Raw genomic sequence first — 24828 nt, forward strand, 5'->3', positions numbered from 1 at the left:
AAATATTCTCTAATTGCAAATATTGGAATAAATATTCATTTTCTGTGTGATCACCATAGTCCCTGTGGGAGCGAGCTTGCTCGCGATAGCGCCGCATCAGTCGCACAAGTACTGGCTGAACCACCGTTATCGCGAGCAAGCTCGCTCCCACAGAGTCTGTCATGGGGCTCACTGTCAGGACAGGAAACCACCATCCACATTCAACGCCACACCCGTGGTGTAGCTCGACGCATCGCTGGCCAGGTACAACACCGCGCCGGCCATTTCGCTTGGGTCGGCCACGCGCTTGAGGGGAATCTGCGCCAGGGCGGTCTTCAGGATGGCGTCGTTCTTGACCAGTGCCGAGGCGAACTTGGTGTCGGTCAGGCCCGGCAGCAGGGCGTTGCAGCGGATGCCGAACTGCGCGCATTCCTTGGCGAAGACCTTGGTCATGTTGATAACCGCAGCCTTGGTCACCGAGTAGATGCCCTGGAAGATCCCCGGCGAGATGCCGTTGATCGACGCCACGTTGATGATGCTGCCGCCGCCGTTCTCGCGCATCAGCTTGCCGGCTTCCACCGACATGAAGAAGTAGCCGCGAATGTTCACGTCCACGGTTTTCTGGAACGCACCCAGGTCGGTGTCCAGGACGTTGCAGAATTGCGGGTTGGTGGCGGCGTTGTTGACCAGGATGTCCAAGCGCCCGAACTGTTCGCGGATACCTGCGAATACCTGGCTGATCTGCTCCATTTCACCGATGTGGCAGGCGATGGCGGTGGCCTTGCCGCCAGCGGCGATGATGGCGTCGGCCACGTGCTGGCAACCGTCGAGCTTGCGACTGGAAACGATCACATGGGCGCCTTGCTGGGCCAGCAGTTTGGCGATGGCCTCGCCGATGCCGCGGCTGGCGCCGGAAACGAAAGCGATTTTACCGTCGAGGTCGAACAACTGGGTCTTGGACATGCTGTTTCCTTGTTATAGGTGCGCTCAGAGCGTGGATTTGCTGATGACCTGCAGGCTCATCTGCTCCAGCAGTTTGTTCATCTGAACGAACTGCGCGAAGCGTTTGTCCTGGGTCTGGCCGTGGAAGAAGCGGTAGTAGATCTGCTGGACGATGCCGGCCAGGCGGAACAGCCCGTAGGTGTAATAGAAGTCGAAGTTGTCGATGCGGATCCCGGCGCGCTCGGCGTAGTAATCGACGAACTCGCGGCGGGTCAGCATGCCAGGGGCATGGCTTGGCTGACGGCGCATCAGTTGGACGGGGGCCGGGTCTGCGGCTTCGATCCAGTAGGCGAGGCTGTTGCCCAGATCCATCAACGGATCGCCGATGGTGGTCAGTTCCCAGTCCAGTACGCCGATGATCTGCATCGGGTTCTCCGGGTCGAGGATCACGTTGTCGAAGCGGTAGTCGTTGTGGACGATGCTCGAAGTGGGGTGGTCGGCCGGCATCTTGTCGTTGAGCCAGGCCTTGACCGCTTCCCACTTCGGCGCATCGGGCGTCAGGGCTTTTTCGTAGCGGTCGCTCCAGCCGCGGATCTGTCGGGCCACGTAGCCTTCGGGCTTGCCCAGGTCGGCCAGGCCGCAAGCGTTGTAGTCGACACGGTGCAGCTCGACGAGCCGGTCGATGAAACTCTTGCACAGCGCTTCGGTGCGGGCGGCGTCGAAACCCAGTTCCGGCGGCAGGTCGGAGCGCAGGATGATGCCCTTGACCCGTTCCATCACATAGAACTCGGCGCCCATCACTGACTCGTCGGTGCAGTGCACGTAGGCTTTGGGGCAGTACGGGAAACCTTCGCGCAATTGATTGAGGATGCGGAACTCACGGCCCATGTCGTGGGCGGACTTGGCCTTGTGGCCGAACGGCGGACGGCGCAGGACGAATTCCTGCTCGGGGTATTCCAGCAGGTAGGTCAGGTTCGACGCGCCACCGGGAAACTGGCTGATCTGCGGCACGCCGGTCAGGCCGGGAATGTGGGCCTTGAGGTACGGGTCGATCAGGTTGGCATCGAGTTCTTCACCGTCGCGCACGCGGGTGGACTGATCAGTAAACGCCATGCTTATCCCTTCTGCTTATTTTGGAGGCCATCGATCATTGGCTAATCTAATGGCGCGCGGGAGGCGTCACAAGCACGCCAGGGTCTTATAGGTTAGCGTGTTGCAGGATAATCAGCGGGCCTGATGCACGACGGCCATGGGCGAGCTATGGTTGTGAGGTCTGTCGCTTTCAGGGAGTCATCGCGATGGGATGCCCGCAAGTCTGTGGCACCGCGACCTTGCAATGCAGCTTCGGCGCTGCCCCGGCGGTGCTCAATGTGCTGCCGGTCAATCGCCTGCTGACTGGCGGGATGCCGGCGGCGAACATCATGGATCACATCCCGCTGGTGAACATCACCACGTTCGGCATGTGCATGAGCCTGGCGAACCCGACCGTGGCCGCCGCCACCGCTGCGGCACTCGGCGTGCTGACTCCCATGCCATGCATCCCGGCCACTGCGGCCCCATGGATCCCCGGCGGCGCCCCGACCCTGTTGCTGGGCAACATGCCGGCCATCGATGCCAACAGCACCTTGATGTGCACCTGGGCCGGGGTGATCAAGATCGTCGTGCCGGGGCAGGTGCAAATGCTCATCCCCTGATTGGCAATCTTGCAGGCATTGCACAGGGGGGAAGACAATAGTCAGGCCTGCGCCGGATCATTCCAGCGCCTGAACCACCAGCGCACCCGGGAGATTGGCTTGCCTTCGGCGTCCAGTGGCCGGCCGTCTTCGGCGTAGGCCTGGGCTGGCTCCAGCAGTTGGCCGTTGAGGTAGCGGGCTTCGACCGCCGGGTTGCCGTTGGGGTGCAGGCGGCGATAGCGACCGTCGCGCACGCCGTCGCGATAGACCTCGGCTTCGGCCAGTTGCCCGTTGGGGAAGTAGTTGTTCGCCTCACCGTGCAGCAACCCGCGGCGGTACGTGGCCTGGCGTTGCAACCCACCTTCGGCCGCATAGAAACTCGCCACACCCTGCAACTTGCCCTTCACGAACGGCAATACCGCCGAGACCTTGCCATTGGGGTGGTACAGGGTGCTGGTGCCTTGCAGTTCACCTTGGCTGTAGTTGAGTTTTGCTTGCGGGCGTTGGGCTTCTTCGATTTGCAGCGGGCCGTCGAGCTGGCCATCGACCAGTTGCCCGCTCAGTTGGCTGTCGCCACGTTCCAGGTCGAGTTTTTCGAGGCCATTGGTAGGTTCCTGTCAGTTGACCTTCACCAGGCCGCCCTTGATGGTCAGCATGCCGCCGCCGTCCACGGTCTGTTCGGCCGCGGCCTTGTTCACCAAGCTGATGCCGGCGTCGTTGGTCAGGGTGGTGCCGGCCTTGTTTTCCAGCGAGGTACCGGCCTGGTTGCTCAGGGCTGTGCCGGCTTTCTGGCTGATGGACGTGCTGGCCTGGGCAGCCAGGTCGGCGCCGCTCTTGATCGCGAAGCTACCGCCGCTTTGCAGGGTCAGGGTGCCGCTGACCTTGATGGTCAGGTTGCCGTCCACCGTCAGGCTGTAATTGCCGGTGACCTTGTGCTCGTAGTTGCCACCGGTGCTGTGGGTCTGGTCCGAGCCCACGGTGACGGTGCGGGTGTCCTTCACATCAAGGCTGTCGCTGCCGGTCTGGATGGTCACGCTGCGCTTGCCTTTCTCCAGGGTCACGGTTTCGTCGCCGTCCTTTACCGTGCGGGTGCGGGCGTTCTGCACCGTGAGGGTTTCGTCGTGGCCGACGGTGGCGGTGGTGTCGTTGAGCACGTTGATGTTGAAGTCTTTCTGGGCCTGGAGAAACACCTCTTCGGCGTCCTTCTTGTCTTCGAAACGCAACTCGTTGAAACCGCCACCGCCCTTGGACGAATTGGTCTTGATTCCGGACTGGGTCTGGTTCGCCGGCAGTGCGTAGGGCAGGGCATTGTCGCCGTTGTAGACGCAGCCGGTGACCAGGGGACGATCCGGGTCGCCGTCGATGAAGGTCACGATGACTTCCTGGCCGATGCGCGGTACGAACTGCATGCCAAAGCCCTTGCCGCTCCAGGGCAAGACCACGCGGACCCAGCAGGATGAGGTCTCGTCGTTCTTGCCGGTGCGGTCCCAGGGGAACTGCAATTTGATCCGGCCATATTCATCGGTCCAGATCTCTTCGCCGGCCTTGCCCACCACCAGCGCTGTCTGGGTGTGCATGCGCGGTTTTGCCGTGACGCGGGGCGGTCGATAGACCGTGGCCTTGGGGATCGCTTCGAAGCGGTTGCGATAGCTGTCGTGGCTGGCTTCGTGGCTGATCGAGGTCACGACCCAATCGATATTCAGCGTTGTGTCTTCGTGGCCGGCGAGGGTGAACCAATACCCTGGCACCAGCCAGCGGCAATCGCTTTCGCCGACAAAACGTTTCTCCTGGCTGCGCAGGCCGTCCACCCGCTGCTTGGTCAACGCATCGCCCTGGGCCTTGGCGGTGTAGCCGCCGGGATGTTCGTACATCGAGCTTGGCCCGGCCACGGCTTCGGCCTGGCTGTAGAGCGATGTCGTCGGCGTGGTGAATTCATAGTCGGTTGCCTGGTAAACCCCGGCCACCGCTTGCAGGCACACTTGCCCGAAGCGGATGCCATGCAGTTCCCGCTCGCCGATTCTCTGCCCGAGGTAGTTCACCGTCGGCCCGTTGGGAATCGGTGCGAAAGCGTCATTGCTGTCGGCCAGGACCAGTGTGTGGGTGCCTTCCTCGTGGGTGAAGAACCAGAAGATCCCATCTTCTTCCAGCAGGCGCGAGACGAAGGCCAGGTCGGTCTCGCCATATTGCACGCAGTATTCGCGCGGGGTGTAGCTGCCGGTGAGCTTGAGCTGAAAGTCGGTGAAACCATGGGCCTTGAAAATCGTGGTGACGATGTCCGAGGTGGCGAGGTTCTGGAATACGCGGTTGTTGCTGGCCAGGCTCAGCCACCAGAGCCAGGGCCGGAGCAGGAGTTGATAGCGCTCGGCGGTGGCGTCGGCGGGGAGCTGGCGAATCTCGGCCACCAGCAAGTCCAACGGGCGCAGCAGAGCGTCCTTGTGCAGGGTCGTGGTGACATGGCTGGCAACGGCGGTTGTGAGGGTTAACGAGGCGCCGTCGTTGATGCCGTTGAGGATGTGCGAGCCCAATGCGTTGAGGCTTTCTTCGCCCGATAGCGATTCAGGGTACAGCGCCGCCAGCGTGGTGGCGGTAAGGGAGAGGGTGGTGTTGCTGTCGGTGGAGCGGGGCATCGAACATCCTTAGATAAAAGTTGAGGTCACGCTTACCATTTGAATGTTCCACCTTTTGAATGGATCGCTGCCTGGTTGTCACTGACCCATCCACCCATCTCGTTATCGTTTCCATAGGTGTAGGTGTACATCAACACCGAGTTTCCGATATAGGGCGCCAATTGTGGGCCACAGAGCTGGCAGGGACTCAGTTCGATATAAATACGGGTAACGAAATTACTGTAGTCACCGTCGGGAAGCGTGACGCTATTGATCGCTTGGACCAACGCGCTGATCTCTGCGTGCCCGCGCAGAGTCGTGACTACTTTTTTGGTGGTCGTGGTGTAGTTTCCAAGCAAATCCAGTTTTAACGCGCTATCGCCGAACTTGTACATCAGCAGGCCTCGAGCCGCATCGAAGTGTTCGACCAGCGCGAAGCAGGTTCCATGGGATGCGCCCGAACCAGCCTGCGCCCGGCGACTGGAAGAGGACTCGTGGCAAATGCTCGCCAAGTCGGGAATGGTGCCGCCATTGGTAGCCTGATTGGCCGCCAGCCACGAGGCGTACAAAGGATTCGCCCCAGTCATCGCTACATTACCGCCAGAATAACGTCCGACCTTATGCACCTCTGTCATGACAGACTCCTACGGACAATCGCACTTGAATTCCGGGACAGGAGGGGCGGTTTGTACTCATTTAAAGTCATTCCAACACCCACTCCGCCAACTTCCCTGTCACTTGCGTCATCAGCACATTCTCGACGTCCCGTGCCCCCGCCGCGCTGCATTTGGCCAACACAGCCTTGACGATCCCGGCATCGAATTCGAACTGCTTGCCCGTCGCAGCCTTGTAGCGCCCGCGCAGCTTTTCCAGCTTCGCCAGCACGATCCCCTCCAGCGTCGCTTCATCCAGCGGCCGGTATGCCACCACGGTCATGCGCGCCAAAAACGCCGGGCGGAACGCTTGCAGCAGCACTTTGTGCAAGGCTTCGTTGAAGGCATCGCTGCCCAGTTGCGCGGTGGGCGTATCCAGCAATAGCTCGGCGCCGACGTTGCTGGTGGCGAGCATCACGGTGTTCTTGAAGTCCACCACCAGGCCGGTGCCATCTTCCATCAGGCCTTTGTCGAAGACGTTGTAGAAGGCTTCGAGCACATCCGGGTGGGCCTTTTCGATTTCATCCAGCAGCACCACCGAATAGGGTTTGCGCCGCACCGCTTCGGTGAGCACGCCGCCGCTGCCGTAGCCGACGTAGCCGGGTGGGGCGCCTTTGAGTTGGCTGACGGTGTGGGCTTCCTGGTACTCCGAGAGGTTGATGCTGATCAGGTTGCGTTCACCTCCGTACAAGGCGTCGGCCAGGGCGTAGGCGGTTTCGGTCTTGCCCACGCCGGTGGGGCCCACCAGCAGGAATACGCCGACCGGTTTCTGTGGGTCGGTGAGGCCGGCGCGGTAGGCTTGCAGGCGCTGGGCGATGGTGTTCAACGCGGTGCTCTGGCCCATGACCCGCTGGCCCATGCGCTGGCCGAGGGTGCGCACGGCGTGGGCTTCGTCGGCGAGCATCTTGCCCACCGGGATGCCGGTCCAGCCGGCGATCACGGCGGCGACGGTCTTGCTGTCCACCTGTTCGGGCACCAGCGGATCGTCCTGGCGAATGGCATCCAGGCCAGCTTCCAGGCGCAGCAGTTCGGCGGCCAGGTGGTCGATGCGGTTATCGATCTCGGTGTCGGCTTTTTCACTGTCGGCGCGTTCGCTCAGGGCAAGCAGTTCGCGCCGGGTGTCGAGCAGCTCGCGCACGGCTTCGCGCTCTTCGCCCCAGCGAGTTTCCAGCTCGCGGATGGCCTGCACATTGCTGGTCGATTCGTCTTCGAGCAGAGTGATGCGCTCGCGGTGATCGAGCCCGGTGGCCTGTTCCCGGCGCAGGCGTTCGACCTCGTCCTTGAGGCTGTTCTGCCGATGGCGCAGGCTTTCCAACGGCGGCGGCACGTCGTGCTGGCCGAGGGCGACCCGGGCGCAGGCGGTGTCGAGCACGCTGATGGCTTTGTCCGGCAACTGTCGCCCGGAGATGTAGCGGTGGGACAGCTTCACCGCTTCGTGGATGGCCGCGTCCAACACCTGCACGCCGTGGTGCTGTTCCAGTTTGCTCGCCACGCCGCGGAGCATTTCCACCGCGGTAAGTTCGTCCGGTTCTTCGACCTGCACCAGTTGGAAGCGGCGGGCCAGGGCCGGGTCTTTCTCGAAATATTTTTTGTACTCCAGCCAGGTGGTGGCGGCCAGGGTGCGCAGTTCGCCCCGGGCGAGGGCAGGCTTGAGCAGGTTGGCCGCGTCGCTGCCGCCTTCCGCGCCGCCGGCACCGATCAGCGTATGGGCTTCGTCGATGAACAGGATGATCGGTTTTTCGGCGCTGCGTACCGCGTCGATCACGCCTTTGAGGCGTTGTTCGAATTCACCTTTGACACCGGCACCGGCCTGCAACAGGCCCAGGTCGAGGACACGCAGGGTGACTTCCTGCAACGACGGCGGCACATCCCCGGCGGCGATACGCAGGGCCAGGCCTTCCACCACTGCGGTCTTGCCGACGCCTGGTGCGCCCACCAGGATCGGGTTGTTCTGCCGGCGCCGGAGCAGGATGTCGATGCACTGGCGGATCTCGCCGTCGCGGCCGACGATGGGGTCGATGCGCCCGGCGCGGGCGTCGGCGGTCAGGTCCTGGGTGTACTGGTCCAGCACCGGGTCCTGTTTCTGGGGAGGCTCGCCGGGTTTGGCCGGGCGCACGCCACCGACATGCTCGCGGGAGCTTTCGGTCCATTCCAATAGGTGGGCGCGCAGGGCGTCGCGAGGAATGCGCAGCAACGACGAGGCGCTGTTGAGCAGCAGGCTGCGGCGCTCATCGCGGTCCAGCAGCGCCAGCAGCAACAGCCCGGAACGGATGCTGTCCAGGCCCAGCACGCTGGCCTGGACCACGGCGTCTTCCAGCAGGCCGATGGTTTGTGCCGACAGGGCGGGTGTGCGGGTGCTGCCGGATTTGAACAGGTCCAGGGCCTTGTTGGTTTCCGTCGCCACCGCGTCACGCTCCAGACCGAATCGTGGCAGCAGGCAGGCAAAATCACCGCCCTCGATGTCGAGCAACTCCAACAGCAGGTGTTCGATTTCCACGTAATGATGGCTGCGCTGCATGCAACGTTGCGCGGCCCGTTCCAGGGCGCGGCGGTTATCCGGGTTGAGGCGTCCGATCAGGCTGGCCAGTTCCATTTCAGGCAATCTCCGGCTGACGAAGGCGGGTTTCGATCCGTTGCACGGCGAGGGTTGGCTGGCGTTGCAGGCCACCGTTCCAGTTCAGCCGTGGCGCTGCCTGGCGGTCCAGTTGCAGCGGGCCGGCGCCACGGATCAGCAGCACCAGGGTGCAATCCAGGTCAGGGCCGAAGTACAGGGCGTAGAGACTGGCGAGCAGCGGATGGGCTTCGCCGTTGGGCAGCAGTCCGCTGGCCTGGCCCGTGGTCAGCGGGCCGAGGGTCAGACGCACTCCGGCATGTTCGTCCCAGACGTGGGTGCCGGTCACCGCGTTGCGGCCCAGGCACAGGTTGCGCCCGCCCGGTTGCAAGCGGCTGCGGCTGGCTGGCGGGATTTCACGCCAGCCACCTTCGTAGGCGGTCAGCTCCACGGGCAGCCCGAACTGTTCACGGACAATCGCCGCGAACCCATCCAGGGAGCGCCGGCCATCGGCGTACAGCGCGGTGCAGGCCAGTACCGCCGAGTCGGGGGCGGCCTGGCGTTCCTGCAAGGCCTTGGGCAGCAAGCCGGTCAACGCCCGCAGTTGCGCGTGTACGGCGGACGCGCCTGGGGCGGTAAAACCCACGGCGATGCGATGTTTGCGCATCACCTTGTAAAGCAGGCTGAGCAGGCGATGCTGGAACAGGTCGAGGAATTCCGCCGGGGCGTGGTCCTTCGCCCGTGCCCGTTGTTGCAGCCATTCCTGGTAGGCGTAGGGCAACGGGCCGTCGGGGCCGCCGAGGCCGAAGATCGGCGTGGTCAGGGTTGGCGGCAGGCCGGGTTCCTGGCTCAGGCTCTCGACCTCACTGGCGGCGAACAACGGCGTCAAGGGCCCGCGCAGACGCAAGGCTTCGGCGTGCGGCGCGGTGCCGCTGCCCAAAGGCTCGGCCTGGGGATGTTCACGTTCGAGCAGCAGCAAGGCCTGGAGCCATTCGAAGCGTTGCGGGTCGCGGCGCAGGCGCTGGCTCAGGTTCAGAGCACCAGGGGTTTGCCGGCTTGGGGTTGCCATGTCTTCACCTCCTTGTCGGACTGGACCAGCACGGTGCGCACGAAGCGATTGGCGGTGGCGTAAAGGGAAAAGAATTGCGCCAGCACCCCGGAGAACAGCACGGCGCTGCTACCGACGAAGTATTGCGGGTCCAGTTGCAGGCGCACCTCCAGCCCATTGCGCCAGCCGCGCCAGGCGTCTTCGCCGACATGGGCGATGACCCGGTCGCAGCCCAGCCCCGATACCCCTTCGATCTGGCGATGGGCGCTGGCCTCGTCCCGCAGGTTGTGCAGTTGGAGAATCTCGCGCAGTGCGTCCAATGCCTGGGGGCCTTCGACCAGCGACAAATGGTTGAGGGTCAATTGCGACACCATCCGCCAGCGCGATTCGCCGTCCAGGCGCGGCAGGCTTTGCGGGCTGGGTGGGTTGCGCAGGCGTGCCCAGGCCACCGGCCCCGGGCGCTCGAAACCCAACGGGGTGCCGGCCGGCAAGCTCTGGGCCAGATGGCGATTGGTGCACAGCAGTTCGGCGGTGAGGCTGTAGTCGCGGGTATCGGCCAGCGGGTCGAACTGGGTGTCCACCAGGCTGACCATCAAGTCGGTGCCCAATCGGTTCGGGCTCATGCCACTGACCCGACGCGCATGCCAATAACAGGTTTGGTCGCTGCCATGCTGGCTGCCGTAATAGGCCGGCACTTTGCGCACGCCCTGGCTGGACATGGCGCGCATGCCACGGATGCTGTGGATCTCGACGCTGTTTTCCCGATGACTGTCGGCCACCAACCGGTACTCGCTGCGAGTGCCATCCGGGCGCAGCGGCTCGGAAGTCCTGGGGAACAGGTTGATCACCGGCGTGCAGCCCAGGGCGATGTCGCTTGCCTGCAGCGGCAGGCGGCTGGTGGGAGGGCGGTCGAAAACGATGTACAGGTACAAGGACGGGCCGTCGCAGGTGGCGCCGACCAGTGGCAGATCGAAGAAGCCGAATTTATCCGGGAAGGCAAAGTACTCGGCGAGCAGACGCATGCCCGGATGCACACCGTCTTCATCCGGCAGCAAGACCTGGTCACTGGCGAAGCCGACGATCTGTGGCAAGCCTGTCAGCGACTCCGGCACGCTGCCCGGCGCACCGGCCAGGACCTCGATGGCGTGCGCGCCCAGCAGGTCATACAGCCCGGCGTTGATGATCGGTGACGCCGCCAGGTGTACCCGCAGCGAGTCGATTCCCAGCGTCGACCACTGGCTTTCGCCCAGGCACCGCAGCTCCAGGCGCAAGGCCGAGCGGGCCCGGACCACTCCGGTCAGCGCCTGGGCTTCGTCGCTGCCCAGCAGCAATGCCTCGCTGATTTCCACCGGCCACAACTGCACGGCGGCGGTGGTCCGAAAATGAATGCTCTGGCCTGTGTCCGTGGTGACGAACAACGGTGTGTCGCGGGGCAGCGGGTAGCCCTCGTTCAAGTTGCCTTTGCTGGGGTCGGGTTCGAACTGCACGATGGCGCACGACGGCAAGGGGCGCATGGCCAACGGGTAAAGCTGTTCGAGCAGGGCATCGCTGAATTCGGCGTAGTCGTCGTCCAGCCGGCGTTGCAAGCGGGCGGCCAACAGCGCGAAACCTTCGAGCAGGCGCTCGACATGCGGGTCGGGGCACTCTCCGGGGGACAACTCCAGGCGCCGGGCGACCTTGGGGTAGCGCTCGGCGAACAGACTCCCGGCATGCCGCAACCAGGTCAGTTCGCGTTGGTAATAGTCCAACAGTTGCGGGTCAATCGAGTCGCTCATGTCGTACCTCAAGGCCGTCGCCGGCGTGCTCGATGACAAAGGCCACGGGCCATGCGTGCAGGTCGCCGCGCAGCTCACCCAACAGCCGTATGCACAGTTGCTGCGGATGGCCCGGCACCGGGCAGACCTCGACCTCGCCCAGGCGCAGGCGAGGTTCGAAGTGGGTGATGGCCTGGCGGATTTCCCGGGTCAGTTGATGGCGGTCATCGCTGCGCTGCTGTTGCAGCGCGGTCCAGTCGGCGATGCCATAGTCCAGGATGCTCGGCGGTTCGGTCAGCGCCCGTGGGCCGCGTCGGGTATTGAACAGGCGTGACAGTTCGGCATGCACCGAGTCTTGCAACGCCTGTCGGTCGAACGCCCGCCCGGTATCGTTCGCCGGGCTGGCCAGGCGTTCGAACAGGGGCGGACGCAGCCCGAAGCCAGCCATGGGCGCGGTTTCCCTACTTGGTCATTTTGTTGGCGGCCAGGTCCCAGGTCGTGCCCGCCGTGCCTTCCTTGGTGCCGTCGTCTTTCTGCGCGGTGAGCTCCCATTTGATCTTGGTGAAGTTCAGCGACAGGGTTTCCACCGGTTTGCCGCCGGTGCCGCCGCTGACACTGACGTTGGACAGCACGACGTTGGTCAGGGTGTAGATGATGAACGGCATGAGTTTGCCGCTGCCCTCGGCGGCATTGCGGCCAATAGTGATGACGGCTTGCGGGATCGGCTTGCCGGCGCAGCAATACTCATTGAGGGTGGGGGTGGAGCTGTCGACGAATTTGGTCAGGGTGAATTCGCCGATGTGGGGTCGGCCGGAGGTGCGTTCCGAGTTGCTGACGTCGTTGGTGACCTGCATCGCCACGTTGTGGCTGTAGGACATGACCTCGATCTTGTCCGTGAAACCCTCCAGCAGGCTGTCGCCCTTGATGTCGCCGCCGAGGTCGAGAATGATTGCATCCATTGTGTGGAACTCCTGAAGAAGACGAATGAGGTAGTGCCCGGTACCTGTTGGAGCTGCCGAAGGCCGCGATCTTTTGATCTTTCGCTTGGGACTCAAGCGTCCGTGGAAAGATCGCAGCCTCGTTGCACTCGTCAGCTCCTACAGTCAGCTCCTGCAGTGGGCAGTGGGAGCTTGCTCCCTCGCCAAGGGCGGTCAGGCAGCTACCGGTGGCGGCAGGGTCGCCACCAGGCGGATCGAGGCGGTCAGCTCCTCCAACTGGAAGTGCGGCCGCAGGAACACCGTGGCCTTGTAGGCCCCTGGCTTGCCGGCCACTTCCGTCACGTCCACCCGTGCTTCGCGCAACGGGTACTGCGCCTTGATCTCTTGCGGCGCGTTGTCGTTGATCAGCACGTAGTCGGCGATCCAGTTGTTGAGGTAGGTCTGCACGTTGTCGCGGGTCATGAAACTGCCGACCTTGTCACGCATGATCACCTTCAGGTAATGGGCGAAACGCGAGGCCGCGAGCACGTACGGCAACATCGCCGAGATCCGCGCGTTGGCGTTGGCCTCGTTGGTGTTGTAGACCTTGGCCTTGTTGGTGGTCTGGCCGCCGAAGAACACCGCCACGTCGCTGTTTTTCTTGTGGCACAGGGAGATGAAGCCCAGGTCGTTGAGTTCCTTTTCACGGCGGTCGGTGATTGCCACTTCGGTCGGGCATTTGAGCGACAGATCCCCGGAACTGGTGCGGAACGTATGGGCCGGCAGGCCTTCGACCGCGCCACCGCCCTCGGCCCCGCGAATGGCTGCGCACCAGCCATATTTGGCGAAGGCTTCGGTGATGCGTTGCGCCAGGGTCCAGGCGGCGTTGCCCCACAGGTATTTGCTGTGGTCGGTACCGTTGACGTCCTCGACGTAGTTGATGCCTTCCACCGGCAGCGTGTCCGGGCCGTATGGCAGGCGCAGCAGGAAGTGCGGCAGCACCAGGGATACGTAGCGCGAGTCTTCGCTTTCACGGAAGGAGCGCCACTTGATCAGCTCCTGGCTTTCGAAAATCTTCGACAGGTCCCTGGGGATCGCCAGTTCGGTGAAGCTGGTCATGTCGAACAACCGCGGGCTGGCGGCGGCAATGAACGGGGCGTGCGCAGCGGCGGCGACGTTCGAGAGTTTTTCCAGCAGGCCGATGTCCTGTGGATGCCGGCCAAAGGTGTAGTCGCCCACCAGCAGACTGAACGGGTGTCCGCCGAAGGTGCCGTATTCTTCCTCGTAGATTTTCTTGAACAGCGCGCTCTGGTCGAATTCGACGGCTTTTTCCAGATCGTTCTGCAGTTCTTTCTGGGTGACGTTGAGCAGGCGCAATTTGAGCCGGGTGCTGGTCTCGGTGTTCTGCACCAGCAGGTGCAGGCCGCGCCAGGAGGCTTCGAGTTTCTGCAGGTCGGGGTGGTGCAGCACTTCGTTGAGCTGGGCGCTGATCAACTGGTCGATCTGGCTGATGCGGTCGTTGATCATCGCCACGGTATCCTTGTCGATGGCCATGCCTTCGTCGAGGACCTGGGTGGCGAATTCGGCCAGCATGTCGCGGGCGTAATCTTGCTGGCTGTCGTCGTGGGCCATGCGGCCTTCGGCGATGATCTTGTCCAGCAGGGACAGGGTCTGGGTCGTGCTCTCGCTGGTTTGAGCGCTGGATGAAGCAGGCATGGCGTTATCTCCCTTGAATGATGCGCGCGATCAGGCCTGTGGTTCGGCCGGGGCAGGGTCATCGTTGGCGGCCACGGCGGGCAGCTCCGGCGGTACGTCCTGGGGTCGCGCCGACTTGATTTCCTGCAGGCCCTCGGTGTTGGCGATCACGTCGCGCAGCAGCTTGTCCAGGTCGTCGTTGCCATCGAGTTTGGTCAACAGGTCCCGCAGGCGTTGGCGCGCTTCGAACAACCGACGCAACGGCGTGACCTGCTCCACGACCTTGACCGGGTCGAAGTCGTCGATGTGACGGAAGTTGAGTTCGATGTTGAGCTTGCTGTCGTCGCCGCTGAGGGTGTTGTTCACCTGGAGCGTGGCGCGGGGGGAGATGGAGGCGAGTACCTCGTTGAAATTATCCCGATCGATTTCAGTAAAGCGCCGCTCATTGAGCTTGGGCAGCGGGTCCAGTGGCTTGCCTGAGAGGTCGGCCAGAATGCCGACCACCAGTGGCAATTCTTTTTTCTCGATGGCGTTGCCGATCTCCACGTCATAGGTGATCTGGACGCGGGGAGGACGGACTCTGTCGAGCTTGTGCTGGGTACTTTCTGCCATGGCGGCCGACTCCGATGCATGTGTGGGCGCAATGCATCGGGAGTCCCGCTCATCGCATTCCCTTGCTGATCCACAGGTTGCAAATGGACGGCAGAAAACCTGTCATTCCCTTGACGAACCTGGCGCATTCGACCGTGTGGGTCGAACTACCCAAGACGCTAGAACAGGTCTATAAAAAAGCAAGCAAAAACAATTTTTGACCGCTGAGAAAAGGAAGATTCATTTTGCGTGGGTTTTTTTTCGGATTTTTTTGAGCCTGGCACTCACCGGTTGCTCGCTTTTTGCCCCCAGCGTCGACCTGGGCAGCCTGACCCTGGACGTCGCGCCGCGTGCCAATGACGACACGCCGATCGCCGTGGACTTCATCGCGGTGAACGACCCGGACCTGCTCAAGCAGCTGTCGGGCATCACCGCCAGCCAGTGGTTCGCCGAGCGCGAACAGTTTCAGCGCGACTATCGTCAACTCATGTCGGTGTGGGGGCTGGAGCTGGTTCCGGGGCAATTCATCGACCGCCAACCCTTCCCGCTGGAGGGGCGGCGCGCCGCTGGACTTTTGGTCTTCGCCAGCTATAACACTCCCGGAGCCCACCGGCTTCGGCTGGACGATCAGCGCGAGGCCTGGCTGAAGTTCGACAGTCGCGAGATGACCCTCGTGAATGACGGGGCTCGATGACAGCCAGCCTTGAGTGACCGCGGGCCGCCATGCGCGGCGACATTGGGATGTCGAAGGGAGTCGTATGAGTCTGTTACCTGACGCGGTGTGCTGGCATGAGGGGATGCAATTGCTGCCCCAGCATTTTCAATTGCAAGGACTGCGCGCCGAGGCGCTGGCCGCGTATTTTGCCGGGGCCTGCAATCCTTGGTTCTGGGGTGTCAGCCAGTTGGAAGTCGATCCTTCGGCCCTCAGCGCCGGCCAGGTGCGGCTGCTGCAACTGCAAGGCACCTTGCCGGACGGCTTGCCGGTCAACCTGCAGGCCGGTGTCGGGCCGACCCTGGAGCTGGACATCGGCGAGGCGATCGACAAGACCGACGACGCCACTGTGACTGTGTACCTGGCCGTCAGCCCACTGTGGCGCGCCGGGCAATTGGTGCCGCTCAAGGGGCGCCTGCAATCGGTGGTCGGCGAGGCGTTGCCGGACCTCACCAGCGGTTCATTTCCCGAGTCGATCACCGTCTGGCGACCCAACCCGAGGTTGTGTACGCAACTGAGCAAGGCCGATTCGATCTGCCTGCCGCTGTTGCGCATCCGCAAGGAGGGCGGTGGCTTCTGGCGCGTGCCCTACACCCCGCCGACACCGATCCTGTTGCCGGAGTCGGCCCTCGGTCGACGGGTCGCCGGAGTGTGCGCCCGGGCCCGGGAGAAGTGCATGTTTCTCGCCGGTCGCTTGCGCCAGGCCCAGGCGGCCGGCAACCAGGACGATGCCGTGGAGATCCGCCGGCAATTGACCGCCTTGTGGGCGCGCTTGCCGGAAGTCGAGGGCGCGCTGAACACCCAGGTGGCGACGCCCCAGGCGCTCTACGGTTTGCTGCTGGGGTTGGCCGGGAGCTGGTCGGCCCTCGATCCACTGGCGGGCGTCCCGGCCTTCGCACCGCTGGATTTTCTCGAATTGCAGCGCGGCTACGAGCCGTTGCTCGACTGGCTGGAAACCACCCTGGAACTGGTTCGTGCCGGCTATCGCAGCCTGGCCTTCGAACGCAATGAGCAGGTCTTCTCGATCCAGTTGCCTGACGACCAACCGGACCAACGCCTGGTGATCGGCCTGCGCATGCCCAACGGCGCCAGCGAGCAGGCGGCGGGCGAGTGGTTGCGCGGGGCGATCATCGCGTCGGCGCGGCATATCCCGCTGCTGAGCCGACAGCGCATGAGCGGTCTGCCTCACCAGGCCATGAGCCGCAACGAACAGGTGGCCTACAGCGTGGGCGACGACACCCGTTTGTTTGTGGTGGCGGCCAGCGGGCAATGGTTCGACGCGCAATTGCCGCTGCACATCGTGGCGCCGGCCTCGGCCCAGGCCAGTAGCCCGTGGCAAGTGGTGTTGTTCGTGGCGCAAGCCAGTGAAAGTGCCTGATCGCAAAAGGGGAGTCGTATGCCTGATGGAAGTGGCGGGGCGGTTCGGAGTCTGCATGAGGCGCCGCTGAGCAGCGCTTTTCGCCAGGCCTGGCTGAAGTGGTCCCAGGAATGGCAAGACTTGCCCAAGGACAGCGACCCTGCGGCATTGGTCAATCGGGTGGTGGAGTTTTCCGGGCGCGGCGCCCAGCGTCTGTGGCGGGTGGCCTTCGCCACCGTCGGCGATGCCGCTACCGAGCAGGTCAAGTCGCTGGTCTATGCCTTCGTGGCGCTGGTGGACGAAACCTTGCTGTTCAGCCCCTGGCCCGGACAACTGGCCTGGCAGCAGCACCCCCTCGAATCACGCATGTATGCCAGTCGCCAGGCCGGCGAGCGCTTGCCGGCGGCGATCAAGAAACTGCTGGACGAGCAGATGCCCGGCACCCGGGACCTGGCGAATGTCTACCTGCAATGCCTGATCCTCGGGTTCCAGGGCCGGTTGCGCGGCGAGCCTGGCCAGGTTCAGCATGAGAAATGGCGCCTGGCGTTGTTCACGTTTGCCTGGCAGCACGAACCCGATTATGTCGATGTCAGCCAGCGCCTGGCGCTGTCTTCGGCGACGCCGCCAGTGCGCATGCCGGTGCAGCAATCACTGCCGGACGGCTTTCGCCTGGGGCTGGCGATCCTGGCGATGGTGTTGTTGTTGACCGGGCTGGGGCAGGTGTTCTGGCGTGACATTCGTTTGGAGCTCGAACCGGTGCTGCAACTGAACGAGTCGGTGGTTCAGGAGCAGGACTCATGAGCACCCTGAGTATCGTTGCCCTGGTGGTGCTCGCCATCGTCGTGGTGCTGTTGATCGCGGCCCTGATCTGGTGGCTGCGGACCCAAGGCGGAGTGGCGATCCGCAGTTTCTATGGGGCGGTGCGCCGCATGGAACAGGAGCAGGGCACCCGGGACCGCTATCAGATGCCTTGGCTGATGATGCTCGGTAACGAAAGCGACGGCGCCCAACTGTGCGCCCAGTGGCGCTTGCAACCGACCGACAAGGCCGCCTGGTTCGGGCGCTGGTTTTCCGATGCCGAGGGCTCGGTGCTGGTGGTGCCCCAGGCGTTGTTCCTGCCCGATGAAGGCATGAACCGGCAACGGGGTAATTGGTGGCGCCTGTTGGGGCTGATGTTGCGCTTGCGCAGCAAGCGACCATTGGATGCGGTGATCTGGACGGTGCCGTTCAGCACCCTCGATGACATCGAACACACCACCGAACTGAGCCTCAAGGTCCGGCGGTGCTTTATCGACCTGTTGCAACGATTCGGCCTCAGCCTGCCGGTGTACGTGGTGATCACCGGGATGGAAGAGCTGCCCGGGGTCCAGGAACTGGTCAGCGCGCTGCCCGCCGAGGCGCGTGAATCGATGCTGGGCTGGTCCTCGCCCTATTTGCCGGATGCGGCCTGGCAGTCGCAGTGGAGTGACCAGGCCCTGGACCAGGTCAACGCGGCGCTGTCGCAATCGATCATCGAGATCGGTGCGCTGTCGGGGCAATTGGGCAGCGATCTGTATGGGTTGCCGGAGCGCTTCGAAGGCTTGCGACGGGCCTTGCAGATCCTGTTGGAGCCGGTGTTCCAGGGCAATGCCCAAGGCGAAGCGCCGCGTTGTCGCGGGGTGTATTTCACTGCCAGCCAGGCGCCGGCTGTCAGCGGTGATGGTTTGACCGCCGCCGACAGTGCCCAGCGGCAAACCGTGTTCGCCCGTCAATTGTGGTCACGACGGCTGGTGGCCGAGCGTGGCCTGGCCCAGCCCGTGCCGCGGCTGTTGCGCCTGCGCCAGCGCGGGCATCGGCTGGTCGGAGCGGTGGCGTTGGTGGTGGGCCTGGTCTGGTTGGGTGGCATGGTCTGGGTCTGGCACGATTCGGTGGATGAAGCCGAAGGGCTGTCGCGGTTGATCCTCAGCACCCATAAGAATCACCTCGTGGTCGATCCTGACGAACCGCAGCTGGAACCGACCCGGCACAACGTGCAGAACTATTGGAACATGTTGGAAAAGGCCCCGCGCTGGCGCTTTGTCTCGGTGGTCTTTCCCACTTCGTGGTTCTCTTCCGTGGACACGCAGCTGGAGAATGAGTTGCGCCTGACTGCTCGGCACCATTGGATATTACCTCTGCGGGACCTGCTCAATTCAGACCTGGAACAGCTCAAATCCATCCGCAACACCGAGCGGCGGGGCAATGTCGAAAACGAAGATCCGGCGCAATGGCAGAGCTACGTGAAGGCCAAGGCGCTGGTGGACCTGGCGGTACGCCTTGAACAGCACAACCAGATGTTCAGCCAGGTGGTGAACGATCCCAAGGCACCGCTGGACGAACTGGTGCAACTGAGCAACACCGCCTTGTCCCTGGGGCTCAACACCGGCACCTTGAGCCGGCCCCGGTTCTATAACCGGGTGCTGTTCGATGCCCAGAACAGCGATTTGAAAGGGCTGGACCTGAACACCGCGCGCCCGGTGATCTCCGATAACTTCAGCGGCCTGATGCAGCGCTGGCTGGACCACTACTTCCTGGCGGACAACTTCGTGCGCCAGGCCGGTTACCTCAAGCTGCACCTGCAACGGCTGGAGGCCGGCAGTGGCAATTCGTTGAGCGAACTCGAAGACCTGATGGCGCTGATCGACGATTTGCAGACCCTGGTCAGCCTGACCAACTCGGCCTGGGGGCGGGGCAAGGGCCAGGACCTGGTACCCGGCTACAGCCAGATGCTGGACAAGGTCAGCCACAGCACTTTGCTGGGGCCGGATATCGAGCAGGACCTGGAGAGCCAGGCGGCGAAGTTGCAGCAGAGCTTTCGTGACCAGTGGATCGTCCAGACCGGTTCCCGGGACAATCTGCTGGTGCAACAGGGCAGTGGCCTGCTGGTCTTGCAAGACCATGTCACGGCGCTGGACGGTGCGGTGCAGGCGCTGTTCAAGCGTGATTTCGTGGCGCTGGCCATGCAGAAGGATCCGTCGGGCAACAACCCCGATTCGATGGGCCAGGGCGATGGCAGCGATGATTTCAGCGTCGCGCTGAACTACTTCGCCAGCTACAAGAGCTATGCCAATGAAGAAATGCCGCGCATTCCGCCGGATTACCGTGACGCGCTGATGCAGGCCGCTGAAGGTGCCGCGGCCCGGGCCATGTGGTTGAGCCTGGATGAAAGCGACGAGGCGTTGCCCGGCATGGGCTTCAATGTGCAAACGACCCAGGCCGTAGCGCTGCAAAAGGCCTTCATGGACGTGCACCGTGGCGACCTGGCGATCCGTTTCCAACGTCTGCTCAATCGCCGGGCATTGGCGCAGCTCAAGAGTGGCCTGGACGAAATCGATGCCCAGCCGCTGTTCAGCCAGCGGGCCGATGTCCAGCGTTGGGACGGTTCGAAAAACTTCGGCTTGCAACTCTACGGTGCCAGCGATCCGCAAGACCTGAAGCTGAACCTGGCCCAGCAATTCGGCGCGATGCTGCAGGTCGCCGAGCAGCGAATGCCCGCGCTGGAATGGTTGATTGTCCAGCAGGACAACCTGTCGGCCCTGGAGCACGACCAAGTGGCACGCTTCATGGCCCTCAACGATGAATTGCTCAAGTACAAGAACCAGAACCCGGCCAGCTCGGCGGCTCAGCTGGAACAATTGGTCAGTCGGGACTTTATCGCCATGGACACCACCTCCTGTGCGCAGATCTTGCAGACCTCCAGCCTGCCCGGCGGGCGCGGTGACCTGGCCCTGCGCACGGTCGCGTTGCAGCAGGGCGCCCTGCAACGGTGCCTGTACCTGCAACAGAACCAGGCGGCGACGGCCTGGAATGACCTGGCCAACTATTTCAATCAATACCTGGCCGGGCGCTTTCCGTTTTCTCAGGATGTGCGGGCCAGCGATGCCGACCCGGCGCGGGTCCAGCATTTGCTGGAACTGATCGACACACGCCTGCCCCTGGCCCAGGCCGGACTGACGCTGAGCCAGACGCCGGAGCGGCTGGCGGCCGAGGATTTCCTCAACCGTTTGAAACAGGCCGGTACTTGGCTCGGGCCGCTGTTCGTGCGGGACAAGAGTGGCATTCTTGGGGTGGAAATGGACGTGCGCTGGCGTACCGATCGCGATGAGGAGCGCGGCGCCGACCAGGTGATCGCCTGGAGCCTGGACGCCGGCAACCAACAGATCAGCTACCCCGGCGGCGGCCAGCAGAACCTGCGCTGGATGGTCGGCCAGCCCGTACGCCTGACCTTGCGCTGGGCCCGTAACGGTTATCAGCGTCCGGCCAACGACCCGCTGCAACCGAACCTGGTGGTGCGCGACCTGGAGGCCGGTTGGGAGTACCAGGGGCCCTGGTCGTTGCTGCGCCTGATGCGCTCGCTGGTGTCGGTCCAGCGCCAGCCAAATGTCGACTACACCGATTTTCCCCTGGCCCTGCAACTGCCGGTGACCGCCCAGACCCAGGCCAGCACGGCGCAGCAAACGTTGATGTTCATGCGCCTGTCGTTGATGAGCCAGGGCTCCAAGCTGCCTTTGTCGATCCCACCGCTGCCGACGCGGGCGCCCCGTTCACCTTTCATGGCGACCGCATCGAGCCCCGCCATCGCCACCCGTGAGGAGGGCCTGTGAGCTTGCCGATATCGCCTTTGCCTGAGCTGGTCAGCCAGTTGCTCGAGCCGATCAGCGCCGAATCGCCCTGTGGCCCGGACCTGCGCTACGAACCGGAATACGACCAGTTGCGCGAATTGCGCCGGGAAGACGACACCAGCCTGCCCACCGGCGTGTGGCAGTCTTCGATCAAGCGCGCCCTGTGGCCAGACCTGGAACGGCTTGCGACCACGTTGCTGCTTGAGCGCAGCAAGGACCTGATGATCAGCGCCTGGCTGGGGGAGGCCTGGCTGCATATGGCCGGGCTGGAGGGGTTGCCGGGTAGCCTGGCGCTGGTGGCGGGGCTGTGTGAGCGCTATCCGGAGCAGTTGCACCCCCAGGCCGAGGACGGCGACCAGTCGTGGCGGGTGATCCCGCTGGAGTGGCTGGCCCGGCGCTACAGCGAAGTGCTGCTGACGCGGGTGCCGTTGTTCGACGGCCGGGAGCAGGCCTTCGCCGCTTTCTCCCTGGACGACTGGCAACGCTTGCAGCGCCAGCAAGTGTTGGTCAACGACAGCAAGAACGCCAAGGCCTCGGCCGAAGCGGCGCGCAACGATCAAAAGAAACTCGGCGAACTGATTCGCAACACACCCTTGTCGTTCTGGTTGCACCGCCAAGGCAGCCTGATGTTGAGCCTGCAACACCTGCAACGGCTCGAAGCCTGGAGCGACGCTTACCTGGGCAACCTGGCCCCGGGCTACAAATCCCTGCAGGACGTGATGCAGGCCTTGCTGACACTGGTAGAGGAGTTCATCGCGATGCACCCACAGCAACCCACCGTCGCGCCGGTGCAAACGTCCCCGGCGTCCACGACGTCGACGTCCCAGCCGCAGGCGGCTCCAGCCCAGGTCTTCCAGGAACCGGCCAATCGTGAAGAGGCCTACCGACAGCTACTGGTCATCGCCGGTTACCTGGCCCGTACCGAACCCCACAGCCCGGTGCCCTACCTGATCCGACGCGGCGTGGAGTGGGGCAACAAGCCGTTGAGCGAGTTGCTGGGTGAACTGATCAGTGCCGATGCCGAGTCCAGGCGGTTGTGGACGTTGCTGGGGGTTCTTTAAGGCTACGCATCGGGTAGCGGTACTGGCGTCAATACCGGTTTTCCGGCAAAGAACGCGTTCAGGTTCTGGCCCACCAACTCCACCGTGCCCCGTGTCGCTTCCGGCGACAGGCCGGCCACATGGGGCGTCAGTACGACGTTGGGCAGGTGTTTCAGCGCCTCCGGCACTTCGGGTTCGTGATCGAACACGTCCAGGGCCGCTCCGGCGATTCGCCGCTGCTCCAGGGCATTGATCAGATCGGTGGTGGCGACCACGCTGGCGCGGGCGATGTTCACCAGGAAGCCATGGGGGCCCAGGGCATCGAGGGCCTGTTTGTTGATCAACTGCCGGGTGTCCAGGCCGCCGGGCGTGGCGACGATCAGGAAGTCCGAGACCCGGGCCAGTTCCGTGGGCGTGGCGCAGAAGGTGTAGGGCACGTCGTTGCGCATCCGCCGATTGTGGTAGCTGACGCTCATGTCGAAGCCGAGGGCGGCCCGCTTGGCAATCGCCATGCCCACCGCGCCCAGGCCCAGCACACCCAAGCGCTTGCCAGCCAGGGAAGGGCGCATGACCTTGGCCCACTCGCCCCGGCGCACACTCGCGTCAGCCCGGGGAATGTCGCGCACCAGTGCCAGCAGCAGCGCCATGGCATGGTCAGCGACTGACGAGGCGTTGACCCCGGCGCCGTTGGTCACCACGATGCCTCGATTGCGTGCGGCCTGCAGGTCCACCTGTTCGTAACCGGCGCCGATCACGCAAATGATCTGCAGGTTGGGCAGGGCGGCCATTTCCTTGGCGGTCAAACCCAAGGGGCCGCGGGTCAGCACTGCGCCGAAGCGCTCACCGTGTTCGAAAATCGCTGTCTTACGTTCGGCCGGCGTGGGCGCCAATTCCAGGTGGTAACCCTGCCGCTCGAGAATCGGCAGGTATTCATTGACGGTTTCAACCAGTACCAGAACGGTTGCGGTCATGCTGGGCTCCTGTGGGCGCTTTGTCGAACATCAGGTATTCAACCTGATTGTAGGAGCCGAGGGCAGGGGGAGCTTGGGCTTTTTGGATTCATTTTTGGATCCCTCTTGTGGGAGCGAGCTTGCTCGCGATAGCGGTGGCTCAGTCAATGAAGATGTTGGATGTGCCGGCCTCGTCGTGAGCAAGCTCGCTCCCACCGGGAATGCGGAGAATGCAGGGAAATACGGTGACCATTTCTATGACAGCGATCTGATCCGCATAACCGCTCCTCAGCTAAGTCTTTGCTTCTGCTCGCTAATCCCGGACAATCGCGCCCCTGTTTCGGCCAGGGCGCTGCCTGTCGGGGTTTTCCGACTCGTCCTGGTCGGGTGCAAGTGACCGGAAAACGGAGATCCGACCGGATGAATGATCAGGCCAATAGCGTCGAAGAGCGCTTTGAAACGACAGTCCCAGCCACCCTCAGCCAATGGAGTCGCCAGGACACCACCTGGATGCTGGGTCTGTTTGGCACCGCCATCGGTGCAGGCACTCTGTTCTTACCCATCAACGCGGGCCTGGGCGGTTTTTGGCCGCTGCTGATCCTGGCGTTGCTGGCGTTCCCCATGACGTTCTATGCCCACCGGGGCCTGACCCGTTTCGTGTTATCCGGTCGCGACGGTGCGGACATCACCGAGGTGGTGGAAGAACATTTCGGCCTCAAGGCCGGTGCGCTGATCACGCTTTTGTACTTCTTTGCCATTTTCCCGATCCTGTTGATCTACAGCGTGGCGTTGACCAACACGGTGGGCAGTTTCCTGGAGCATCAGTTGCATATCCAGCCGCCTCCTCGGGTGGTGCTGTCCCTGGTGCTGATCCTGGGCCTGCTGGCGGTGGTCCGTTGTGGCGAGCAGGCGATCGTCAAGGCCATGAGCCTGATGGTCTACCCGTTCATCGTTGCGCTGCTGTTCCTGGCGGTGTTCCTGATTCCCCACTGGAGCGGCGGTATCCTGACCACGGCGTCCACGCCGCCTGAGGCTTCGGCGCTGCTGCATACCTTGTGGCTGGCGATCCCGGTGATGGTGTTCTCGTTCAACCATTCACCGATCATCTCGGCTTTTGCGGTGGACCAGAAACGTCGCTACGGTGCCAACGCCGAGGAGCGCAGTTCGCAGATCCTGTCGCGTGCCCATGTGCTGATGGTGGTGATGGTGCTGTTCTTCGTGTTCAGCTGCGTGCTGACCCTGAGCCCGGCGCAACTGGCCGAAGCCAAGGCGCAGAACTTGTCGATCCTGTCGTACCTGGCCAACCACTTCAGCAACCCGACCATCGCCTTTGCCGCGCCGTTGATTGCGTTTGTCGCCATCTCCAAGTCGTTCCTGGGGCACTACATCGGCGCCAGCGAAGGCCTCAAGGGCCTGATCGTCAAGAGCGGCCGGCGCCCGGCGCCCAAGACCCTGGATCGCCTCACCGCCGCGTTCATGCTGATGGTGTGCTGGGTCGTCGCGACCCTCAATCCGAGCATTCTGGGCATGATCGAAACCTTGGGCGGGCCGGTCATCGCGGCTATCCTGTTTCTGATGCCGATGTATGCCATTCGCAAAGTTCCGGCCATGGCCCGTTATCGCGGCCAGGCTTCGAATGTCTTCGTTACGTTGGTGGGTTTGGTGGCGATTACGGCGTTGGTTTACTCCCTCTTGGCGTAGGCCTTTATTGGAGGGCGAG

General features: G+C 63.3%; 20 protein-coding genes. 7 read left to right on the forward strand and 13 right to left on the reverse strand.

What is annotated here, in order from left to right; all coding sequences use genetic code 11:
- Positions 1-174: 174 nt before the first annotated feature.
- Positions 175-942 carry an SDR family oxidoreductase gene (locus tag AB4O22_RS08775; RefSeq protein ID WP_003180553.1) on the reverse strand — a complete coding sequence of 256 codons (768 nt, stop codon included), beginning with the start codon at positions 940-942 and terminating at the stop codon, positions 175-177.
- Between the two features lie 24 nt (positions 943-966).
- The gene (locus AB4O22_RS08780) at positions 967-2034 is read right to left on the reverse strand and encodes a phosphotransferase family protein (protein WP_003202820.1); all 1068 of its coding nucleotides are present in this window, start codon (positions 2032-2034) and stop codon (positions 967-969) included.
- 185 nt (positions 2035-2219) lie between these two features.
- Between AB4O22_RS08780 and AB4O22_RS08785 the strand changes: the two genes are divergently transcribed.
- Complete coding sequence (locus AB4O22_RS08785; protein ID WP_003202818.1) at positions 2220-2615, forward strand: DUF4280 domain-containing protein; 396 nt, start codon at positions 2220-2222, stop codon at positions 2613-2615.
- 41 nt (positions 2616-2656) lie between these two features.
- Here AB4O22_RS08785 and AB4O22_RS08790 read toward each other — a convergent pair whose 3' ends face one another.
- The 10 genes from AB4O22_RS08790 to tssB all read right to left on the reverse strand — a co-directional run bounded on the left by AB4O22_RS08790 (position 2657) and on the right by tssB (position 14430).
- Positions 2657-3178 (reverse strand): toxin-antitoxin system YwqK family antitoxin, encoded by a 522-nt coding sequence (locus AB4O22_RS08790; protein ID WP_460053410.1) that lies wholly within the window; start codon positions 3176-3178, stop codon positions 2657-2659.
- 33 nt (positions 3179-3211) lie between these two features.
- Entirely contained in the window at positions 3212-5221 is a 2010-nt protein-coding gene (tssI, locus tag AB4O22_RS08795) for a type VI secretion system tip protein TssI/VgrG (protein WP_460096141.1), read from the reverse strand.
- 32 nt (positions 5222-5253) lie between these two features.
- Positions 5254-5835: a hypothetical protein gene (locus AB4O22_RS08800; RefSeq protein WP_038856368.1), complete on the reverse strand. Its 582-nt coding sequence runs from the start codon at positions 5833-5835 to the stop codon at positions 5254-5256.
- Positions 5836-5902: 67 nt separating this feature from the next.
- The gene (gene tssH / locus AB4O22_RS08805; RefSeq protein ID WP_223470553.1) at positions 5903-8446 is read right to left on the reverse strand and encodes a type VI secretion system ATPase TssH; all 2544 of its coding nucleotides are present in this window, start codon (positions 8444-8446) and stop codon (positions 5903-5905) included.
- 1 nt (position 8447) lies between these two features.
- On the reverse strand, positions 8448-9473 hold the full coding sequence (gene tssG / locus AB4O22_RS08810) for a type VI secretion system baseplate subunit TssG (RefSeq protein WP_460096142.1): 1026 nt from the start codon (positions 9471-9473) through the stop codon (positions 8448-8450).
- Positions 9437-11227 (reverse strand): type VI secretion system baseplate subunit TssF, encoded by a 1791-nt coding sequence (gene tssF / locus AB4O22_RS08815; protein WP_223470556.1) that lies wholly within the window; start codon positions 11225-11227, stop codon positions 9437-9439. The genes tssG and tssF overlap by 37 nt, the downstream gene beginning before the upstream one ends.
- Entirely contained in the window at positions 11211-11654 is a 444-nt protein-coding gene (gene tssE, locus AB4O22_RS08820; protein ID WP_223470557.1) for a type VI secretion system baseplate subunit TssE, read from the reverse strand. The genes tssF and tssE overlap by 17 nt, the downstream gene beginning before the upstream one ends.
- Before the next feature lie 13 nt (positions 11655-11667).
- Positions 11668-12165 carry an Hcp family type VI secretion system effector gene (locus tag AB4O22_RS08825; protein ID WP_046063980.1) on the reverse strand — a complete coding sequence of 166 codons (498 nt, stop codon included), beginning with the start codon at positions 12163-12165 and terminating at the stop codon, positions 11668-11670.
- A gap of 192 nt (positions 12166-12357) precedes the next feature.
- Positions 12358-13839 (reverse strand): type VI secretion system contractile sheath large subunit, encoded by a 1482-nt coding sequence (gene tssC, locus AB4O22_RS08830; protein ID WP_223470558.1) that lies wholly within the window; start codon positions 13837-13839, stop codon positions 12358-12360.
- A gap of 30 nt (positions 13840-13869) precedes the next feature.
- Complete coding sequence (tssB, locus tag AB4O22_RS08835; RefSeq protein WP_003202799.1) at positions 13870-14430, reverse strand: type VI secretion system contractile sheath small subunit; 561 nt, start codon at positions 14428-14430, stop codon at positions 13870-13872.
- A gap of 244 nt (positions 14431-14674) precedes the next feature.
- Between tssB and AB4O22_RS08840 the strand changes: the two genes are divergently transcribed.
- From AB4O22_RS08840 to tssA, 5 genes are all read left to right on the forward strand, one after another.
- A complete protein-coding gene (locus AB4O22_RS08840; protein ID WP_460070877.1) occupies positions 14675-15103 on the forward strand; it encodes a type VI secretion protein in 429 nt (142 codons plus the stop codon).
- 64 nt (positions 15104-15167) lie between these two features.
- A complete protein-coding gene (tssK, locus tag AB4O22_RS08845; protein ID WP_003202794.1) occupies positions 15168-16499 on the forward strand; it encodes a type VI secretion system baseplate subunit TssK in 1332 nt (443 codons plus the stop codon).
- Positions 16500-16517: 18 nt separating this feature from the next.
- The gene (locus tag AB4O22_RS08850; protein ID WP_053162869.1) at positions 16518-17279 is read left to right on the forward strand and encodes a DotU family type IV/VI secretion system protein; all 762 of its coding nucleotides are present in this window, start codon (positions 16518-16520) and stop codon (positions 17277-17279) included.
- A complete protein-coding gene (locus AB4O22_RS08855) occupies positions 17276-21100 on the forward strand; it encodes a type VI secretion system protein (protein ID WP_460096143.1) in 3825 nt (1274 codons plus the stop codon). The genes AB4O22_RS08850 and AB4O22_RS08855 overlap by 4 nt, the downstream gene beginning before the upstream one ends.
- Complete coding sequence (gene tssA / locus AB4O22_RS08860) at positions 21097-22179, forward strand: type VI secretion system protein TssA (RefSeq protein ID WP_003202788.1); 1083 nt, start codon at positions 21097-21099, stop codon at positions 22177-22179. The genes AB4O22_RS08855 and tssA overlap by 4 nt, the downstream gene beginning before the upstream one ends.
- A gap of 2 nt (positions 22180-22181) precedes the next feature.
- Here the strand turns inward: tssA and AB4O22_RS08865 are convergent, their stop codons facing one another.
- Positions 22182-23129 (reverse strand): 2-hydroxyacid dehydrogenase, encoded by a 948-nt coding sequence (locus tag AB4O22_RS08865; protein WP_053119855.1) that lies wholly within the window; start codon positions 23127-23129, stop codon positions 22182-22184.
- Between the two features lie 399 nt (positions 23130-23528).
- On the opposite strand from AB4O22_RS08865, the gene AB4O22_RS08870 reads away from it, so the two are divergent.
- Complete coding sequence (locus AB4O22_RS08870; protein WP_460096144.1) at positions 23529-24809, forward strand: serine/threonine transporter; 1281 nt, start codon at positions 23529-23531, stop codon at positions 24807-24809.
- Positions 24810-24828: the final 19 nt, after the last annotated feature.

The organism is Pseudomonas sp. S3_B11 (genome assembly GCF_054667715.1).

Excerpts from the sequence above, each read along its gene's own strand:
- AB4O22_RS08780 (WP_003202820.1), bottom strand. The coding sequence starts at position 2,034 with ATGGCGTTTACTGATCAGTCCACCCGCGTGCGCGACGGTGAAGAACTC.
- tssK (WP_003202794.1), top strand. The coding sequence starts at position 15,168 with ATGAGTCTGTTACCTGACGCGGTGTGCTGGCATGAGGGGATGCAATTG.
- AB4O22_RS08865 (WP_053119855.1), bottom strand. The coding sequence starts at position 23,129 with ATGACCGCAACCGTTCTGGTACTGGTTGAAACCGTCAATGAATACCTG.
- tssG (WP_460096142.1), bottom strand. The coding sequence starts at position 9,473 with ATGGCAACCCCAAGCCGGCAAACCCCTGGTGCTCTGAACCTGAGCCAG.
- tssH (WP_223470553.1), bottom strand. The coding sequence starts at position 8,446 with ATGGAACTGGCCAGCCTGATCGGACGCCTCAACCCGGATAACCGCCGC.
- AB4O22_RS08775 (WP_003180553.1), bottom strand. The coding sequence starts at position 942 with ATGTCCAAGACCCAGTTGTTCGACCTCGACGGTAAAATCGCTTTCGTT.
- tssI (WP_460096141.1), bottom strand. The coding sequence starts at position 5,221 with ATGCCCCGCTCCACCGACAGCAACACCACCCTCTCCCTTACCGCCACC.
- AB4O22_RS08850 (WP_053162869.1), top strand. The coding sequence starts at position 16,518 with ATGCCTGATGGAAGTGGCGGGGCGGTTCGGAGTCTGCATGAGGCGCCG.
- AB4O22_RS08870 (WP_460096144.1), top strand. The coding sequence starts at position 23,529 with ATGAATGATCAGGCCAATAGCGTCGAAGAGCGCTTTGAAACGACAGTC.
- AB4O22_RS08785 (WP_003202818.1), top strand. The coding sequence starts at position 2,220 with ATGGGATGCCCGCAAGTCTGTGGCACCGCGACCTTGCAATGCAGCTTC.
- AB4O22_RS08825 (WP_046063980.1), bottom strand. The coding sequence starts at position 12,165 with ATGGATGCAATCATTCTCGACCTCGGCGGCGACATCAAGGGCGACAGC.
- AB4O22_RS08855 (WP_460096143.1), top strand. The coding sequence starts at position 17,276 with ATGAGCACCCTGAGTATCGTTGCCCTGGTGGTGCTCGCCATCGTCGTG.
- tssE (WP_223470557.1), bottom strand. The coding sequence starts at position 11,654 with ATGGCTGGCTTCGGGCTGCGTCCGCCCCTGTTCGAACGCCTGGCCAGC.
- tssC (WP_223470558.1), bottom strand. The coding sequence starts at position 13,839 with ATGCCTGCTTCATCCAGCGCTCAAACCAGCGAGAGCACGACCCAGACC.
- tssF (WP_223470556.1), bottom strand. The coding sequence starts at position 11,227 with ATGAGCGACTCGATTGACCCGCAACTGTTGGACTATTACCAACGCGAA.
- AB4O22_RS08800 (WP_038856368.1), bottom strand. The coding sequence starts at position 5,835 with ATGACAGAGGTGCATAAGGTCGGACGTTATTCTGGCGGTAATGTAGCG.
- tssB (WP_003202799.1), bottom strand. The coding sequence starts at position 14,430 with ATGGCAGAAAGTACCCAGCACAAGCTCGACAGAGTCCGTCCTCCCCGC.